The following is a 17,106-nucleotide window of genomic DNA, read 5'->3' on the forward strand; positions in this document are numbered from 1 at the left end:
GAACTGAAGAACCGCCGTCTCGCTTAGTTTTCTGCCGGGGCTCGCATCCCGCTCGTGTTGAGCACGAGGACGTTGTCAGTGTCGACCGTGCCGTCGATCTCGCCCTCGATCACGAGGTGTGACTTCGGTGTCGGACCGACCGTGACCGAGTCGCCGTCGTGGAACTCCCGGACCGATCCCTGGAGGTGGATCTCCGCGCGACATTTCTCGGGGTGGTGAACGCTGATGAGATCGATCTCCTGGACGTTCGCGTTCTCGACACGTTCGCCGTTGTGGGCCAGCGGAACGGTCTCCGGCTCGTCCATCTCCTGGATGTCGAGCGCGCTGTAGGCGTTCGCCGTCGGCTTGTAGCCGCCTTTCGGCCCCGGGACGCCCTCGACGAGCTGGAGCGCTTTGAGGCTCTGCATCTGGTTGCGGATCGTCCCCGGGTTGCGGTCGACCATCTCCGCGATCGACTCGCCTTTCACAGCGCTCTCGCTCTCACGGTAGAGATCGACCAGCTCCTGGAGAATCTTCTTCTGACTGTCAGTCAGTTCGATAGATGACATATGTCCGTATTCGTGACACGCCCACTTAAACCCGGTGGGTGTCCGCTTCCGGTCCGGCGATTCCGTCATCACCGTGACCGACACCGTTCCGATAGAGATTTGATGATCGGCACACCCCGTCGAACCATGCAGGGCCAGCGCGTGCTCGTCACCGGTGGTGCAGGGTTCATCGGGTCGAACCTCGCCAACCACCTCGCCGAAACGAACGACGTGATCGCGCTCGACGACGGCTACCTCGGGACGCCCGACAACCTCGATGAGGGAGTGGAGTTCGTCGAGGCAAGTGTGGTCGACGAGGATCTCCCGAGCGACGTGGACGCCCTCTTCCACCTCGCGGCGCTCTCCTCCCAGAAGATGCACGAGGAGAACCCCCAGCGCGGCGCGCGGGTCAACGTCGAGGGGTTCGTGAACACCGTCGAGCAAGTGCGACGCAACGGCTGTGACACCGTGGTCTACGCCTCGACGTCCTCGATCTACGGCGACCGGACCGAGCCCTCGCCCGAAAATATGCCGATCGAGGCCGGGTCGGGCTACGAGGCCTCGAAGCTCGCACGCGAGCGCTACGCCGAGTACTTCGCCAACCGCTACGACATGACGGCCGCTGGGATGCGCTTTTTCTCGGTGTATCAGGGCTACGGCGGCTCGGAAGAGCACAAGGGCGAGTTCGCCAACATCATCGCCCAGTTCGCCGACGACCTCGCGAACGGTCGCCCGCCGGTCATCTACGGCGACGGCTCGCACACCCGGGACTTCACCCACGTCTCGGACATCGTCCGCGGACTCGAACTCGCCGCCGACAACCGGTTGACGGGGATCTACAACCTCGGGACAGGCGAGAGCTACTCCGCGAACACGGTCGTCGCGATGTTGAACGACGAACTCGGCACCGACATCGAGCCCGAACACGTCGAGAACCCCATCGACGAGGACATGTTCGTCCACGATACGATGGCCGACGCCACGAAGATGCACGACGCGACCGGCTGGGAACCCCAGATCGACTTCGAAGAGGGAATCCGACGGGTCTGCGCGCAGTATCAGTAGCCGCGGCCCCAGTCGCCGCGGCCATCACAGCCGATTTTTATCCCCTGCCATCGAGGTGCTCCCATGACGATCAGTACGATCGGCGTCCCGATGGACCTCGGAGCCGACCGGCGGGGCGTCGACATGGGCCCCTCGGCCATCCGATACGCCGGACTCGCCTCGACGCTCGGCAATATCGGTCGCTCGTGCGTCGATGCCGGCGATCTCACGGTTCCCCACGCCGAGGAGCGCGATCCCGAGGCGAGGTCGATCGAGGCCAACGCGAAGTATCTCGACGAAGTCGAGTCGGTCTGTACGCGGCTCGCCGACGAGGTCGCGTCCTCGCTCGACGACGGCGCGCTCCCGCTCGTCTTGGGGGGCGATCACTCGATCGCGATCGGTACGCTGGTCGGCGCGTCGCGCGACGCCGAGATCGGCGCGATCTGGTTCGACGCTCATAGCGACGTCAACACGCCCGAGACCACGCCCTCGGGCAACGTTCACGGGATGCCGCTCGCGGCCGCGCTGGGGATGGGGACGTTCGCCGACACGCCGTGGGCGAACGCGCCCGGTCTCCGCGAGGAGAACGTCGTCCTCGTCGGCCTCCGCAGCGTCGACGAACCCGAACGCGAGCGCATCCGTGACAGCGCGATTACGGCCTACACCATGTCCGACATCGACCAGCGCGGCGTCGTCGATGTCACCGAGGAAGCGCTCGATATCGCTACCGATGGTGTCGACGGAATCCACGTTAGTCTCGATCTCGACTGGCTCGATCCGTCCCACGCCCCGGGCGTCGGTACTCCCGTCCGTGGCGGCGTCACCTACCGCGAGGCCCACTCCGCGCTCGAAACCGTCGCCGACCGTGATGCGGATACAGGTGTCCTCCGCTCGCTCGAACTCGTCGAGGCGAACCCGATCCTCGACTCGCACAACGAGACCGCCGAACTCGGCGTCGAACTGGTGGCGAGCGCGCTCGGCAAGCGCGTGCTCTAGAACCCACTTTTTTACACGGGGTCCTCCCTCGCGCCTGCGGCGTCGGTCGAACCCCGTCCAAAAACCTGGACTAAAAACACCCGCTCACTCGCCTGCGGCTCGTTCGCGGTAGTAACACTAGCACTCGTCGCCACCCGTTCCACAACCGCACAGCACCGCCGAAGCCCTCGGTCACTCATTCCGTTCGTGATCTCGCCCTTCATCCGCCAGGAACCGCCACCACACCCGCCGCCGCAACCGCACCGCTGCGGCCGCGCGGCGCGCTATCCGTGGGTGTAGCCTCGATCGTCGAGCGGGTCGCCGTCGAGCGTCACGCCGCTTTCGACGACCGAACCGATCCGTGTGATGGCGACGGGTGCGGCCTCGCGGATAGCGTCGAGTTCGCTCTCGGGGACGGTGAACACGAGCTCGAAATCCTCGCCGAAGAAGACACTCAACTCGCGTTTCTCGGCTGGATCGGTGGCGACCTCGCCGACCGCATCGGCGACTGGCAGCGGCGTATCGACCGCGAAGCCACAGTCGCTCGCCGCGGCCAACTGGTGGAGCGAGCGGGCGAGCCCGTCGCTGCTATCCATCATCGCGCCCGCGTGCGGCGCGATCACCTCGCTGGCCGCGATCCGCGGCGTGAACCGAAACAGTTCGTTCGCACGGTCGTTCTCACCCGTCGCGAACAGCCGAAGCGCCGCACCGCTCCGCCCGAGTCGGCCGGTCACACAGACCGCCTCACCCGGCTCCGCACCCGACCGCAACACGGCGTCGTCGGTCCGGCCGAGTGCGGTCGTCGTGACGGTGAACTCGTCGTGGCTGTCGAGGTCGCCGCCGACGTACTCCGCCCCGCACGCCTCACAGACATCGCGCGCGCCGTCGACGAACGCGTTCAGGTCCTCCTCGTCGAGTTCGGGGGCGGCGTAGACCGCGACTGCCGCGCGAGCCGAGGCTCCCATCGCGGCCACATCCGACAGCGACGCCCCGACCGCGCGCCAGCCCGCGGTGTACCGCGTCGTCCCGTCGGGGAAGTCGGTCGACTCGTGAAGCATGTCGGTCGTGAGCACCGACCCATCGACGACTGCACAGTCGTCGCCCGCAGCAGGGATGCGCCCGGCGAGGCTGTCGAGAGCCGCCCGCTCGTCCATGACGGGCGTTCGATAGCGGTGAGGAAAACCCGTTCGATCCCGGTGGGGACGAACGATCCGTCGTTTCGGACGCCGATCTCGAACGCGTTCCGGAGGGTTCATCCCGAGGTCGCTCTTTCGACACCGACATGATCCGCGGCGACGATCTCAGAGCCACGCTCATCGGCTTTGCGGGTGCGCTCTGCGTTCTCGCCGTCCTCGTCTGGGGCGTCGGAATCAGTGACACGATCGACGCGCTCTCGGGGGCCAGCCTGCCCGTGCTGCTCGGGATCGTGGTCATCGCGATCTGCTGGCTCAGCGCGTGGGGAATGTCGCTCCACACGGTACTCAGTGTGCTCGGCGCACCGATCACGGTACCGGCGGCCGTCCTCGTCTTCGCGGGGGCGACGTTCGCCAACAACGTCACGCCGTTCGGTCAGGCTGGCGGCGAGCCGGTGAGCGCGCTGCTCATCTCGCGGGCCACGGACCGCGAGTACGAGACCGGGCTCGCGGCGATCGCGAGCGTCGACGCGCTCAACTTCGTTCCCTCGATCGGGCTCGCACTCGTCGGGCTGGGCTACTTCGCGACGTCGATCACGTTCGGCGAAAACCTCGAATACGCGACGATCGCGGTGGTGGCGTTCGCGGTCGTACTCCCGATCGCGGTGGTGCTCGGGTGGCGCAACCGCTATCGGCTCGAACGGACCGCGGTCGACTCGCTCGCTCCGTTCCTCCAGCGCCTCGGCGAGCTCGTGCCGCGCCGATCGGCTCCGAGCCGGGCCGCCCTCGAACGCCGGATCGAGGGCTTCTTCACGGCCGTCGAGCGCGTCGCCACCAACCCCCGTGGACTGGTGTTCGCACTCGTCTTCTCGACGGCGGGCTGGGTCGGGCTCGCGACCTCGCTCTGGCTCTCGCTGTTCGCGCTCGGACACACTGTCTCGCCCGCCGTCGTGCTGGTGGCCATCCCGACAGGCGCGATGGCGAGCATCACGCCACTCCCCGGCGGGCTCGGCGGTGTCGAAGCGGTCCTCGGTGCGCTCGTTCTCGCAACCACCGGGCTCCCGCTGGCGACCGTGACGGCCGCCGTCCTCATCCATCGCGGCGCGACCTATCTCCTCCCGACCGTCATCGGCGGGGGCACCGCGGCGGTGCTCGCCGACCGCTGACGGAGCGCTACCGACGCGTTTAACCCCACCCGCGAGCGTTTCGTACGTATGGCAACTCTCTACGACGTTCCGGCGGATGCGCTCATCGAGGCGCTCGTCGAACGCCTCCCCGAGAGTATCGAACGCCCCGACTGGGCGACGTATGCAAAGACCGGCGCGGGTCGCGAGCTCCCGCCCGAACAGGAGGACTTCTGGCGAACCCGCGCTGCCAGCCTCCTCCGACGGGTCGCCATCGACGGCGAGATCGGCGTCGACCGGCTCACGACCGCCTACGGCGACACCAAGGACGGCTCGAACCGCTACGGCGTCGCGCCGGCGAAAAAGACCGAAGGTAGCGGGAAGATCATCCGAACCGCCCTCCAGCAGCTCGAAGCCGAGGATCTCGTCGAGACTGCCGAGGGCGAGGGCCGACGTGTCACCGCCGACGGTCAGAGTCTGCTCGACGACACCGCGGGCGACGTGCTCTCCGACCTCGACCGCCCCGAACTCGAACGCTACGCCTGAGAACACAGCCGTCGAGCGTCCCGGATCGGGACGCTCGGTACTTCTTCGATCGTCGCGATCGGTAGCTGAACGTGCCGTCTCTGACCGATAGATCGGCTTCTGCGAACCGGCTGAACAGCGGCGTTACGGGAACACGAGCACCGTCGTGTCCTCGGCGTCGAGGACCGCGACCTCCTCGCCCGCGACGCGCTGCTCGCGCTCGACCGCGACCGCGTCGCCGTCGAGCGTGACCGTCTCCCCGTCGAGATCGATCTCGATCCTCCCGTCTTCACGCTTCTGGCGCTCGATAGTCGCGGGATCGGCGGCTTCGAGCGCGCCCACGACCGCGCCAGCCTGATCGCGGAACTCGGGGCCGATCGTGCTGTGGTCGGGATCGACACCCACCGCCACCATCTCCACGTCGGGTTCGCCCGTCTCGACTGTCACTGGAGCGTTCACCGTCGCGCTCAGATCGCCGGTGTCGAGTTCGGCGATTCCGTCGGCGTAGACCTCGATCCGATCGAGATCGGCGTTGAGCGCCATTCCTTCGTCGGATTTCCACGCCCGGACCGCACTCGCGACTGCGGCGATCCGTTCGCCACGGGCCTCCGCGGCGTCGTCGGCGATGTCGAGTGCGGGCCACGCGGCGGCGTGGACGCTCCCCGACGTATCGGGCAGGTGGTGGTACGCCTCCTCGGCAAGGAACGGCGAGAACGGTGCGAGGAGTCGGAGCGACGCGGAAAGTGTCGTCGAGAGCGCGTGGCGTGCGGCGTCGCGTTCCGCCGGGTCTCCCTCGTACAGGCGTCCCTTGATGAGTTCGACGTAGTCGTCGGCGAGGTCGTGCCAGACGAACTCCCGAACCTTCCGGAGCGCCCGATCGAACCGGTACTCGTCCATGTCGGCCGCGACCTCGTCGGCGACCCGCGCGCACCGCGAGAGGATCCAGCGGTCAGCGTCGGTGGCAGCCTCGTCGAACGCTCCGTCGTCGGCCGCTGATCCGCCGCTCTCGGCGTCGAGATGCTGGCTCGCGAATCGCGTGATGTTCCAGAGCTTCGTGAGGAAGCGCGAGGCGCTCGTGACTTCTTTCGGCTGGAACTGGATGTCGCTTCCCGGCTGGCCGCCGAGCGCCATCGCCTGGCGGAACGCGTCGGCGGAGTGTTCCTTGACGACTTCCTCGGGCGCAACCGAGTTGTCCTTCGATTTGCTCATCTTGTTGCCGTCGGTCCCCAGAACCATCCCGTTGATGAGCGCCTCGTCCCACGGTTTCTCGCCTTCGAGCGCGGCCGTCCGGAGGATCGTGTAGAAGGCCCACGTCCGGATGATCTCGTGGCCCTGCTCGCGGAGCTGCACGGGAGTGAACTCGGCGTCGGGCCAGCCTGCGGCGTGGAGCGCCGAGATCGACGAGTCCATCCAGGTGTCCATCACGTCGGTCTCGCCGGTCCAGGCGTCCGCGCCACAGTCCGGACACTCGATATCGGGATCGTCCTCGGTGGGTTCGGCGGGGAGTTCGTCGAGCGTCGCGATGTGCCAGTGATCGCACTCGTCGCACGACCACGCCGGGATCGGGGTGGCGAACACGCGCTGGCGGCTGATTACCCAGTCCCACTCCATCCCTTCGGTCCACTCTTCGAGCCGGCCGTACATGTGCTCGGGAATCCAGTCGATCTCTTGGGCTTTGCCGAGTATCTCCTCGCGATCGACCCGGACGAACCACTGCTCCTTCGAGAGGATCTCGATCGGCGTGTCACACCGCCAGCACGCCCCGACCGACTGCTCGATCGGCTCCTCGTCTTGAAGATACCCCTCCTTCTGGAGCGCGGTGCTGATCTTCGCCTTCGCCTCGTCGATCGCGAGCCCGCCGAACTCCGGGACGTCCTCCGCGAGTCGACCGTCCTCGGTCACGACGGGTCGGAGGTCGAGATCGTACTCCGCCCACCAGTCGACGTCTTGTTTGTCGCCGAAGGTGCAGATCATCACCGCACCAGTACCAAAGTCGCCGTCGACCTCCTCGTCGGCGATCAGTTCGACTTCCTGGCCGAACAGCGGCACCTCGAAGGTGTCACCCACCCGGTCTGCGTAGCGCTCGTCGTCGGGATCGACCGCCATCCCGACGCAGGCCGCGAGCAGTTCGGGGCGGGTGGTGGCGATCTCGATGTCGTCGTTGTCGACGCCCGAAAAGCGGACCGTCGAGAGCGTTCCCTCGGTGTCGATGTTCTCGACTTCGGCGTCGGCGATCGCGGTCTCACACCGTGGACACCAGTTCACAGGATGCTCGTCGCGGTGAACGTACCCCTTCTCGGCCATTTCGACGAACGAGCGTTGGGTCTTCCCCCAGTATTCGGAGTCCATCGTGCGGTACTCCTGGGACCAGTCCTGAGAGAAGCCGAGACGGCCCATGGTCTCCTTCATCGCGTCGATCTGCCCCTCGGTGTGCTCGATGCAGAGTTCCCGGAACTCCTCGCGAGAGACTTCCGTCCGGCGAATATCTTGATTTTCCTCCACTTTTACTTCCGTGGGGAGCCCATGGCAGTCCCATCCCTGCGGGAAGGAGACGTTCTCCCCCTGGAGACGGTGGTATCGCGCGGCGAAATCCATGTAACACCACCCGAGCGCGTTTCCGATGTGGAAATCCCCTGTCGGGTACGGCGGTGGTGTGTCGATGACGTACTGTGTGTCGGTGTCATCATTGTCGTCATCGTAGCGATACAGGTCGGATTCGTGCCACTCCTCGCGCCATTTGGCTTCGAGAGCTTCGGGGTCGTAGGTTTCAGATAGCTCTGTCATGGTTCGTGATCGGGTGCCCACGGCTGGGCGAATAGCTGTGTCGAGAACGTGCGGGCCGGTCGGTTAGCGACGTACTACCGACGACATCACGCTCATGACTCCCTCCAGGCGAGTCCGTCGTATAAACGTTCGTGTTGGGCGACACCGCATCAAAACGTCCGATCGATGTCGCTCGATAACCGTCGAGGTTCATGTCAAAACAACGAGGGACGTTACTGCTTAGTACGATAGACGCTATCACACTCCGTGGACCTCCTGTTTCGTGTGCTGGTCGGCGTGTTCGTCTGCGTCGCGCCTACAGTGTTGTTCCTCGGCCTCTGGAACGGCCTCCAGCGGATGCAAGACGGCGAACTCGTCGAACGCGTCGCGAGGCATCAGGGAGCGACCGTCGAGGATCTGGTTCCAGGAACTCGGTCTGGCAGAACACACGACCTCGATTCCCGTGAGCGTCGTATCCTGGAACGTGCAGTCGCCGACGGCACGTCGCCATCCGAACCGACTCCGGACGACGAGCGGAGCGGGTAGCAATCGAAGTCCGCCCGAACCACAACCCCTACCTGCGCGCCCGCGGAGGGGCGGGTATGCAACTGGGCGTCGTCGGACTCGGGCGGATGGGACGGATCGTGACCGAGCGCGTGCTCGATGCGGGCCACGATGTGGTCGCCTTCGACGTGGACGAGGAGGCCGTCGCGACCGCCGCGGCGGCGGGAGCCGAACCGGCCGACTCCATCGGGGACCTCGTTGACCGACTCGGCAGCGAAAAACGGATCTGGCTGATGGTGCCCGCAGGCGAGGCCATCGACGCCGCGCTCGACGACCTCGAAGCCCACCTCGACGGCGACGATGTGGTGATCGACGGCGGCAACTCACACTTCGAGGCGTCGGTGCGCCGGGCCGACGCGACGCCGGCGGCGTACCTCGACTGTGGGACTTCCGGCGGGCCGGCCGGCGCGGAACTCGGGTTTTCGCTGATGATCGGCGGACCGGACTGGGCCTACGACGAACTCACGCCGATTTTCGATGCGGTGGCGACGGGTCCCGACGGTCACGCCAGGATGGGGCCCGCGGGCGCGGGCCACTACGTCAAGATGGTTCACAACGGCGTGGAGTACGCGCTGATGGAGGCCTACGGCGAGGGGTTCGAACTTCTCCACGACGGGCGGTACGATCTCGACCTCGAAGCCGTCGCTCGCACCTGGAACAACGGCGCAGTCATCCGATCGTGGCTGCTCGAACTCTGTGAGGAGGCGTTCCNNNNATCGGTCCGGTCTCGCCGACGCTCCCCCGTCGTCTGCCGATCCTGCGTCCCCGCTCTCTGGTTCGATCTCGGTCTGATCCGGGCCGACGAGGGCCGCTTCGCCCGACGACTCGCCAACCGACTCCGATACGGATTCGGTCGCCACGAGATTGCCAGGCGGTAGGCGGCCGTGGTGCGGCGGCCGTAGTGGTTGCGGTGCGGTGGTGGTCCCTGGTGGATGAAGGGCGAGGCCGTGAGCGTAGCGAACGGCCGAGGGCTTCGGCGGTGCTGTACGGTTGCGGAGATGTTAGCGATCGCATCGCGAGCGAACGGATGTGAACGAGCGGGCGCAAGCGCGACCACCGGGAGCGCGCGGCGCTTTTTCCCCACGTTTTTGCAAGCGAAGGAGCGACCGCAGGGAGCGACTGAGCGTAGCAAAAAGTGGGAAATCAACAGCTAGTTAAACCACGATTCCATAGCGCGGTCATGGTCGAGGTCGTCGGTCTCTCCATTGGGCTCTTGGCTGTGCTCGTCATGGTAGCGCTGCATTTTTCGCCAGGCACCGAACGAGTCATTCCGGACGACATCTCCCAGGACATCCTCGAACACCGCGCCGAGAGCGTCCCTGAAACCGATTTCCCCGAGCCGATGAACCGCTCGATCGGCGGCGGGGCGGTTCCGGGAAGCGCGGTCGGCGGTGGCGGCGAAGCCGAGGGCGAGCTCGCGGAGGGCGAGGACGAAGAGGAAGAACAGAGCCCGTCGGCGATCCCCGACGACGAGGCCGAGAGTTTCGAGGTCGAGTACGTGAAGGAGGGCGAGACGATCGAGGTCAAGGAGAACGAAACCCTCCTCGATGCCGGCGAAGACGAGGGCTGGGACCTGCCCTACGCCTGTCGACAGGGCCAGTGCGTCTCGTGTGGCGGCCAAGTCACCGACGGCCCCTCCGAGGACTACGTGACCCACGACGGTCAGGAGATGCTCAGCGAGGACGAGCTCGGCGATGGCTACACGCTTACCTGTGTGGCCTATCCGACTGCCGACCTCACGCTCGAAACCAGCGAGACGCCCTAACGCGGCACGGGCGATTTTCACAACGACTAAATCGGCATCGGCGTTACTGATGATCGTGGGCGCGTAGCTCAGTGGATAGAGTTCTTGGTTCCGGACCAAGACGTCGCGGGTTCAAATCCCGTCGCGCCCGTTCGTTTTTGAACGGACTACAGCCTCTCGAGATGTTGGACGCCCTCTAATTCATCTCGGTCGCCGATCGTCACCAACCCCAATTTTGCCGGTGTGACGTCTGTCAGCGCCGGTAGCTAAATGATCACGGAATACCACGTGAGGACACACAGCCCAGCGATAGTGTATACTATCATCGTCAGATTGACGTCATTAGAACCCGATTTCAGTCATCCGGTACGGTTTCTCTCGATTCATTCTTCCCGACTCATCGGCTTATTGCACCGATGGCTGCCGATTTGATATGGCTGATCCGATGGTGGTCAGTACCGACTGTCTTGCGGATCGGTAGAAATAGTTCGTGTAGTAGGAGATATATTCTGGATATTGTGGACTTAGCTTGGTCAGATTTATACTGTTTCGCTACGGAGTGTCACCGTAGACAGCTCGACTCATGTCAGACGAAAAATCGAACCACGGGATGGGCGAACCGGACGACGAGATCTCGGAGGTCGCTCGACGATGAGTAGATCAAATCAGGACTGGTGGCCGAATCAGTTGGACTTGGAGATCCTTGACCGGAACGCTCGCCCGGGCGATCCGATGGACGAGGAGTTCGACTACGCCGAGGAGTTCGAGAAACTCGACCTCGACGAGGTGAAGGCGGACATCGAGGGCGTGTTGACGACGTCCCAGGACTGGTGGCCGGCCGACTACGGCCACTACGGCCCACTGATGATTCGAATGGCGTGGCACAGCGCTGGCACGTACCGCGTCGCCGACGGCCGCGGTGGCGCGAACCGCGCCGGACAGCGGCTCGCACCACTCAACAGCTGGCCCGACAACGCGAACCTCGACAAGGCCCGACGCCTGCTCTGGCCGGTCAAACAGAAGTACGGCAAGAGCCTCTCGTGGGCCGACCTGATCGTCCTGACGGGGAACGTCGCCCTGGAGTCGATGGGGTTCGAGACGTTCGGCTTCGGCGGCGGCCGCGAGGACGCGTATATGCCCGACGAGGCCGTCGACTGGGGACCCGAAGACGACATGGAAGTCACCTCCCCCGAACGGTTCGAGGAGGATGGCGACCTCAAGAACCCACTCGGTAACACCGTCATGGGGCTCATTTACGTGAACCCCGAAGGACCGTACGGTGAGCCCGATGTCGAGGGATCGGCACATAACATCCGCGAGACGTTCGACCACATGGCGATGAACGACGAGGAGACGGTCGCGCTCATCGCCGGCGGACACACATTCGGGAAGGTCCACGGTGCTGACGATCCCGAACACCTCGGTCCCGAACCCGAAGCGGCCCCCATCGAGTCACAGGGCCTCGGCTGGGAGAGCGACTACGAATCCGGTCGCGGGCAGGACACCATCACCGGTGGTATCGAAGGTCCGTGGAACGGTACGCCGACCATGTGGGACATGGGGTACATCGACAACCTGCTCGACTACGAGTGGGAGGCGCACAAAGGTCCCGGCGGCGCATGGCAATGGCGACCGGTCGATGAGGAGCTACAGGACACCGTACCCGACGCCCACGACTCCTCGGAGACGGTCGATCCCATGATGTTGACGACGGACGTCGCCCTGAAGCGCGATTCGGACTATCGGGAGGTCCTCGAACGCTTCCAGGAGGATCCCCGCAAGTTCCAGCAGGCCTTCGCGAAAGCGTGGTACAAGCTGATTCACCGCGACATGGGCCCGCCAACCCGGCTCCTCGGTCCCGAGGTACCCGACGAGGAGATGCTGTGGCAGGATCCCCTCCCCGATGTCGACCACGGTCTGATCGATGAGGAAGAGATCGCCGAACTCAAAGAAGAGATCCTCGACTCGGAGCTATCCGTCTCCGAACTGGTCAGAACCGCCTGGGCGTCGGCGTCGACGTACCGTGACAGCGACAAGCGCGGTGGCGCGAACGGCGCTCGGCTCCGTCTTCGACCGCAGCGGGACTGGGAGGTCAATCAGTCGGGGGAGCTGACGACCGTGCTGGACACGCTCGACGAGATCCGCGAGGAGTTCAACAGCTCGCGCTCGGACGGGACGAAAGTCTCGCTCGCCGACCTGATCGTCCTGGGTGGCAACGCGGCCGTCGAGGAAGCGGCGGCCGAGGCCGGCCACGACGTGGACATCCCGTTCGAACCGGGCCGGACGGACGCCTCGCAGGAGCAGACCGACGTCGAGTCCTTCGAGGCGCTCAAGCCAGAGGCAGACGGGTTCCGGAACTACCGGTCGGACGAGGCCGACCAGCCGGCCGAGGAGATGCTGGTCGACCGGTCGGAGCTCCTGAATCTGACTGCACCCGAGATGACGGTGCTGGTCGGCGGGATGCGGGCGCTGGACGCGAACTACGACGGCTCCGACCTCGGCGTCTTCACCGACCGACCGGCGACGCTGACCAACGACTTCTTCGTGAACCTGCTCGGCATGGACACGGAGTGGGAACCGGTCTCGGAAGACGAGCACGTGTTCGAGGGGTACGACCGCGACACGGGCGAACTCGTCCGGAAGGGTACCCGTGTGGATCTCGTCTTCGGGTCGAACTCTCGACTCCGAGCCATCGCCGAGGTGTACGGAGCCGATGATGCAGAGGAGGAGTTCGTGGACGACTTCGTGGACGCGTGGCACAAAGTGATGACCAACGATCGCTTCGACCTCGAGTAATCCGATCTGCGGGTCCGGTCGGTGGCCGTGTCGACGTCTCGACGACGTGTCGCCACGGTCACCACGCCGTTTTTTGCCACTGTTTCGTGACGAAGTGTCGAACGGAGTGGATGTGCTTCTACCAGGGTCGACACCGATATTCTGACACGAACTGCTATCGGCTGATGACAGTGTCGAACTTCCCGAACACTGCTTCGATAGTCTCGCGCTTTCGGTGGGCCCGAGGACAGAAACAGACGACGAGGTGTCGTCGGTTCACGGAAACGGTCCCGCTACTTCGTGGTCAGTCGAGAAACGCAGGTGCGGTCAGCTTCTCGTCGCGCTCGGCTTCCAGCGCCGTCCGGAACTCGTCGAGATCGACCCCGTCCCGCTCCCGTTCCTCACGGTCGCGTACCGAGACGGTCCCCGCCTCTTCCTCGGTATCGCCGACGATCAGCATGTACGGTACTCGGTCGTCGTGGCCAGCGCGGATCTTCCGCCCGACCGTCCACGAGCGGGTCTCGACTTCGGTTCGGAACCCGTCGAGCTCCGCTGCGACCGACTCGGCGTACTCGACGTTGTCGTCGCTCACCGGCAGCACGCGGACCTGTTCGGGCGCGAGCCAGAGCGGGAAGTTACCCTTGTAGTGTTCGATCAAAACACCCATGAACCGCTCGAAGCTCCCCAACAGCGCGCGGTGGATCGTCACCGGACGGTGTTCCTCGTTGTCCTCGCCGACGTAGACCAGATCAAGGCGCTCGGGGATGTTGAAGTCCACCTGTACTGTTCCGATTGTCCACTCGCGGCCGAGTGCGTCTCGGGCGTCGAGACCGATCTTCGGTCCGTAGAAGGCCGCCTCACCGTCCTCGATCTCGTAGTCGAGACCCTCGGCTTCGAGTGCATCCACCAGTGCGTCGGTGGCCTGGTCCCAGATCTCGTCGCTCCCGATGGCGTTGTCGCCCTGGGTTTCGAGTTTGTAGAGCACTTCGAGGTCGAACTGGCTGTAGATCTCCTCGATCACCCGGAGGGTCTGGGTGATCTCGTCTTTGAGTTGGTCGGGACGAACGAACGCGTGGCCGTCGTCCTGGGTCATACCCCTGACCCGAAGCATCCCTGAGAGCTCACCCGACTGCTCGTTACGATAGACGGTGCCGAACTCCGAGTACCGCATCGGTAGATCGCGGTACGACCACCGCTCACGGTCGTAGAGATGGGCGTGGTTCGCGCAGTTCATCGGTTTCAGGCCGTACTCGAAGTCGTCCTGCTCCCACGCGAACATCTCGCCCTCGGCCGTGAAGTTGTCGTAGTGCCCCGTCGGTTTCCAGATCTCGGTCTTGTTGAGTTCGGGCGTCCAGACCTCTTCGTACCCGAGTTCGTCGTTCATCTCGCGGATGTACTCTTCCAGCTCCCGGCGGATCGTCATCCCGTTGGGATGGTAGTGAACGCTGCCTGGTGAGTGATCGGGAACGCTGAAGAGATCCATCTCCTGACCGATCTTGCGGTGGTCGCGTTCCTTTGCCTCCTCCCGGCGGTCAAGGAACTCCTCCAAGTCGTCTTCGTTCGGAAAGGCCGTCCCGTAGACTCGCGTGAGCGATTCGTTGTCCTCCTCACCGCGCCAGTACGCCGCAGAAGTTTCGAGCAGCGCGAACCCGCCGATCTCACCCGTGGAGGCGACGTGTGGGCCCTGACAGAGATCGAAGAAATCGCCCTGTTCGTAGAAGCTCACGGGGTCCTCGCCCCCCGCCTCCGTTTCGAGGATATCGCGCTTGAACCGATTGTCGGCGTAGATCTCGAAGGCTTCCTCCCTGGGGCGTTCGACCCGCTCGATCGGGAGGTCCGCGTCGATGATGGTCTGGGCCTCCTCGGCGATCGCCGCCAGATCCTCGCTGTCGAGATCGACGTTCGCGATGTCGTAGTAGAACCCTTCGTCGGTCCACGGACCGATGGTGAGCTTCGCCTCGGGGTGGAGCCGCCCGAGCGCTTGGGCGAAGACGTGGGCCGCCGAGTGCCGGAGTACGTCGAGATACTCCTCGGAGTCCTCAGTTACGATCTCCAGCCGGCTGTCCTCGGTGATCGGTTCGGCCGCGGCGACGAGTTCGCCGTCCACGACTCCCGCAATCGTGTCGTTTCCAAGTCCTGGCCCGATCTCGTAGGCTACGTCCTCGACCGTCGAACCAGGCTCCATCGGGAGTTCGGAACCGTCCGGCAGCGTCACGACGACATCGCTCATGGATGGCGTAGGTGCCACACCCGGGATAAGCCTGTTGAGACGACCCAACCCTACTGCTGTCGCCACGACGAGTATCCACCATCCACGAATCACGACTGCCTACTCCGCTCACTGGTCCGATCGCTCAGACTGCCGTGCCCGAGAGTCGGAGCAGCTGGGCCGCGCGGTCCGCCGTGGCGAGCAGCACTTCTTGAAGAGTGGGCGGCGTCTCGATCCGGAGGTCCGCGAGCACCGGTTCCGGCAGCCACAGCGTGTCCTCGGGAACGCCATCGTCCCCGCCGACCGCGAGGTGACTGGTCTCGACTTTCATCACGAGCGGGAGATCGGTTCGTTCGATCCCCTCACCTTCCGCGTACAGCGCTTCGTTGAGCCGCTCGTGGGTCGTCCGCTGGATGAGCGGTTGCGACCCGTCGTGGGGGTGGGGTTCGATGGAGAGCCGGCCGAGGTAGTAGCCGCGCGAGAATCGTTCAAACATGCTATCCGTTTACATACAACATGCCAGCGGTAATAAGCGTTCCCCGGTGTCGGCTCCAGACCCACATACAACCGATCAGTGTTCGCAGAAAACGCCGTTACTGGACGGTTGTTTCGTCTGATAGCGAAAGCCACTACCCGACTGGTGTAGGGGGTATTCTGAGCCCATCGATGGCCACGATTTATCACTGCTGTCGGTGAATCGGGTGCTATGTCGTTGCGACTCCCGAGCGAGATCGTCGTCGAGCGTTTCCTCCCGACTGCTCGGGCAATGCTGGCAGACGAACTCGACGAACGTGGCCTCACCCAACAGGAGATCGCTGACCGATTGGGCGTAACGCAAGCCGCGGTCAGCAAAACCCTCGGTCAAAGCGGCGTCGTCGAGGAACGTTTCCGCGAGGACGAGCGCATGCAGGCGACGATGACGCGGATCGCCGAGGGGTTCGCCGCCGACACGATGGACAGTTACGAGGCGCTGGCCGAACTGCTCGAACTGATCCACGAGTTCGAAGATCGCGGTCCCATCTGTGCTGTCCACGAAGAGGAGATGCCCGCACTCTCCGGACTCGGCTGTGATCTGTGTATCCGGGGCACCGACACCGGCGTCCTCGCCGAACGGGACGCACTCACGGCGGTTCGAACCGCTGTCCGTCGAGTAACGAACACGTCCGCCATCGCCGCTCATATTCCGAACGTCGGCACGAACATCGCTACGGCGCTTCCGGAAGCGACCGACGAAACCGAAGTCGCGGCCGTCCCTGGCCGGCTGCACGCAGTAGGGGATCGGGTGCTCGTTCCAGCACGTCCGGAGTTCGGTGCATCCCAGCACGTCGCACGAACCGTGATCGCTGCAATGGCTATCGAACCATCGATCCGGGGAGCACTCAACCTCGCTACCTCCGACGCACTCCTCACGGCGGCCCGTGACTGCGGTATCGATCCGCTTCGATTCGAAGCGGGCTACGAGAACCGTGCCGAGCATCTCCAGGAGCGCTTTCACGAGCGCGGAACGGTTCCGCAAGTCATCTATCACGAGGGTGCATTTGGCATCGAACCCGTGACGTACCTTCTCGGGACGACCGCGGTCGAGGCCGCTGCACTCGCCGCTGACCTCGCTGCTGCCGCGGACACTCCCAACGACTCCGACGATGCGCCATAGTCCTTCGAACTTAACTGGGTGAATACGACGTTCACTCGACGTTCTTGCCGGTCTGAGCGGTCGGAGCGG

At 64.6% G+C, this 17,106-nt stretch carries 13 protein-coding genes, 1 tRNA gene and 2 pseudogenes; 11 read left to right on the plus strand and 5 right to left on the minus strand.

Going from position 1 to position 17,106, the window contains the following annotated elements:
• Positions 1 to 23: 23 nt before the first annotated feature.
• Positions 24 to 548 carry an Rrf2 family transcriptional regulator gene (locus C449_RS03800; protein WP_006076606.1) on the minus strand — a complete coding sequence of 175 codons (525 nt, stop codon included), beginning with the start codon at positions 546 to 548 and terminating at the stop codon, positions 24 to 26.
• Positions 549 to 674: 126 nt separating this feature from the next.
• Here C449_RS03800 and C449_RS03805 point away from each other — a divergent pair, with 126 nt between their 5' ends.
• Both C449_RS03805 and rocF read left to right on the plus strand, forming a co-directional pair.
• The gene (locus tag C449_RS03805) at positions 675 to 1,592 is read left to right on the plus strand and encodes an NAD-dependent epimerase/dehydratase family protein (protein ID WP_006076608.1); all 918 of its coding nucleotides are present in this window, start codon (positions 675 to 677) and stop codon (positions 1,590 to 1,592) included.
• A gap of 63 nt (positions 1,593 to 1,655) precedes the next feature.
• Positions 1,656 to 2,567, plus strand: a complete 912-nt coding sequence (rocF, locus tag C449_RS03810; protein WP_006076610.1) for an arginase — start codon at positions 1,656 to 1,658, stop codon at positions 2,565 to 2,567.
• A gap of 263 nt (positions 2,568 to 2,830) precedes the next feature.
• On the opposite strand, the gene thiL is transcribed toward rocF, so the two are convergent.
• The gene (gene thiL, locus C449_RS03815; RefSeq protein WP_006076611.1) at positions 2,831 to 3,700 is read right to left on the minus strand and encodes a thiamine-phosphate kinase; all 870 of its coding nucleotides are present in this window, start codon (positions 3,698 to 3,700) and stop codon (positions 2,831 to 2,833) included.
• A 128-nt stretch (positions 3,701 to 3,828) separates the two neighbouring features.
• On the opposite strand from thiL, the gene C449_RS03820 reads away from it, so the two are divergent.
• Together C449_RS03820 and C449_RS03825 are read left to right on the plus strand one after the other, a co-directional pair.
• Positions 3,829 to 4,845 carry a lysylphosphatidylglycerol synthase transmembrane domain-containing protein gene (locus C449_RS03820; protein WP_006076613.1) on the plus strand — a complete coding sequence of 339 codons (1,017 nt, stop codon included), beginning with the start codon at positions 3,829 to 3,831 and terminating at the stop codon, positions 4,843 to 4,845.
• Positions 4,846 to 4,893: 48 nt separating this feature from the next.
• A complete protein-coding gene (locus C449_RS03825; RefSeq protein ID WP_006076614.1) occupies positions 4,894 to 5,349 on the plus strand; it encodes a 30S ribosomal protein S19e in 456 nt (151 codons plus the stop codon).
• Positions 5,350 to 5,472: 123 nt separating this feature from the next.
• Here the strand turns inward: C449_RS03825 and C449_RS03830 are convergent, their stop codons facing one another.
• Positions 5,473 to 8,112, minus strand: a complete 2,640-nt coding sequence (locus C449_RS03830; RefSeq protein WP_006076615.1) for a valine--tRNA ligase — start codon at positions 8,110 to 8,112, stop codon at positions 5,473 to 5,475.
• Between the two features lie 246 nt (positions 8,113 to 8,358).
• Between C449_RS03830 and C449_RS17375 the strand changes: the two genes are divergently transcribed.
• The 6 genes and pseudogenes from C449_RS17375 (at position 8,359) to katG (ending at position 13,195) form a co-directional block, all read left to right on the plus strand.
• On the plus strand, positions 8,359 to 8,637 hold the full coding sequence (locus C449_RS17375; RefSeq protein WP_080504886.1) for a hypothetical protein: 279 nt from the start codon (positions 8,359 to 8,361) through the stop codon (positions 8,635 to 8,637).
• Positions 8,638 to 8,693: 56 nt separating this feature from the next.
• A pseudogene (locus C449_RS03840) lies at positions 8,694 to 9,365 on the plus strand (NADP-dependent phosphogluconate dehydrogenase); the annotation flags it as partial.
• Positions 9,366 to 9,446: 81 nt separating this feature from the next.
• Positions 9,447 to 9,533, plus strand: a pseudogene (locus tag C449_RS18960) (6-phosphogluconate dehydrogenase); the annotation flags it as partial.
• 302 nt (positions 9,534 to 9,835) lie between these two features.
• A complete protein-coding gene (locus C449_RS03845; protein ID WP_006076618.1) occupies positions 9,836 to 10,420 on the plus strand; it encodes a 2Fe-2S iron-sulfur cluster-binding protein in 585 nt (194 codons plus the stop codon).
• Positions 10,421 to 10,477: 57 nt separating this feature from the next.
• Positions 10,478 to 10,550 (plus strand) — tRNA-Arg (locus tag C449_RS03850).
• A 500-nt stretch (positions 10,551 to 11,050) separates the two neighbouring features.
• Positions 11,051 to 13,195, plus strand: a complete 2,145-nt coding sequence (gene katG, locus C449_RS03855) for a catalase/peroxidase HPI (RefSeq protein WP_006076620.1) — start codon at positions 11,051 to 11,053, stop codon at positions 13,193 to 13,195.
• Between the two features lie 283 nt (positions 13,196 to 13,478).
• Here katG and thrS read toward each other — a convergent pair whose 3' ends face one another.
• Positions 13,479 to 15,404 carry a threonine--tRNA ligase gene (gene thrS, locus C449_RS03860; RefSeq protein ID WP_006076621.1) on the minus strand — a complete coding sequence of 642 codons (1,926 nt, stop codon included), beginning with the start codon at positions 15,402 to 15,404 and terminating at the stop codon, positions 13,479 to 13,481.
• 124 nt (positions 15,405 to 15,528) lie between these two features.
• Positions 15,529 to 15,879: a DUF5802 family protein gene (locus tag C449_RS03865; protein ID WP_006076622.1), complete on the minus strand. Its 351-nt coding sequence runs from the start codon at positions 15,877 to 15,879 to the stop codon at positions 15,529 to 15,531.
• Positions 15,880 to 16,089: 210 nt separating this feature from the next.
• On the opposite strand from C449_RS03865, the gene C449_RS03870 reads away from it, so the two are divergent.
• A complete protein-coding gene (locus tag C449_RS03870; protein WP_006076623.1) occupies positions 16,090 to 17,037 on the plus strand; it encodes a thiamine-phosphate synthase family protein in 948 nt (315 codons plus the stop codon).
• The last annotated feature ends 69 nt before the right edge of the window (positions 17,038 to 17,106 follow it).

The sequence above is a fragment of the Halococcus saccharolyticus DSM 5350 genome (genome assembly GCF_000336915.1).
GTDB classification, from domain to species: Archaea; Halobacteriota; Halobacteria; order Halobacteriales; family Halococcaceae; genus Halococcus; species Halococcus saccharolyticus.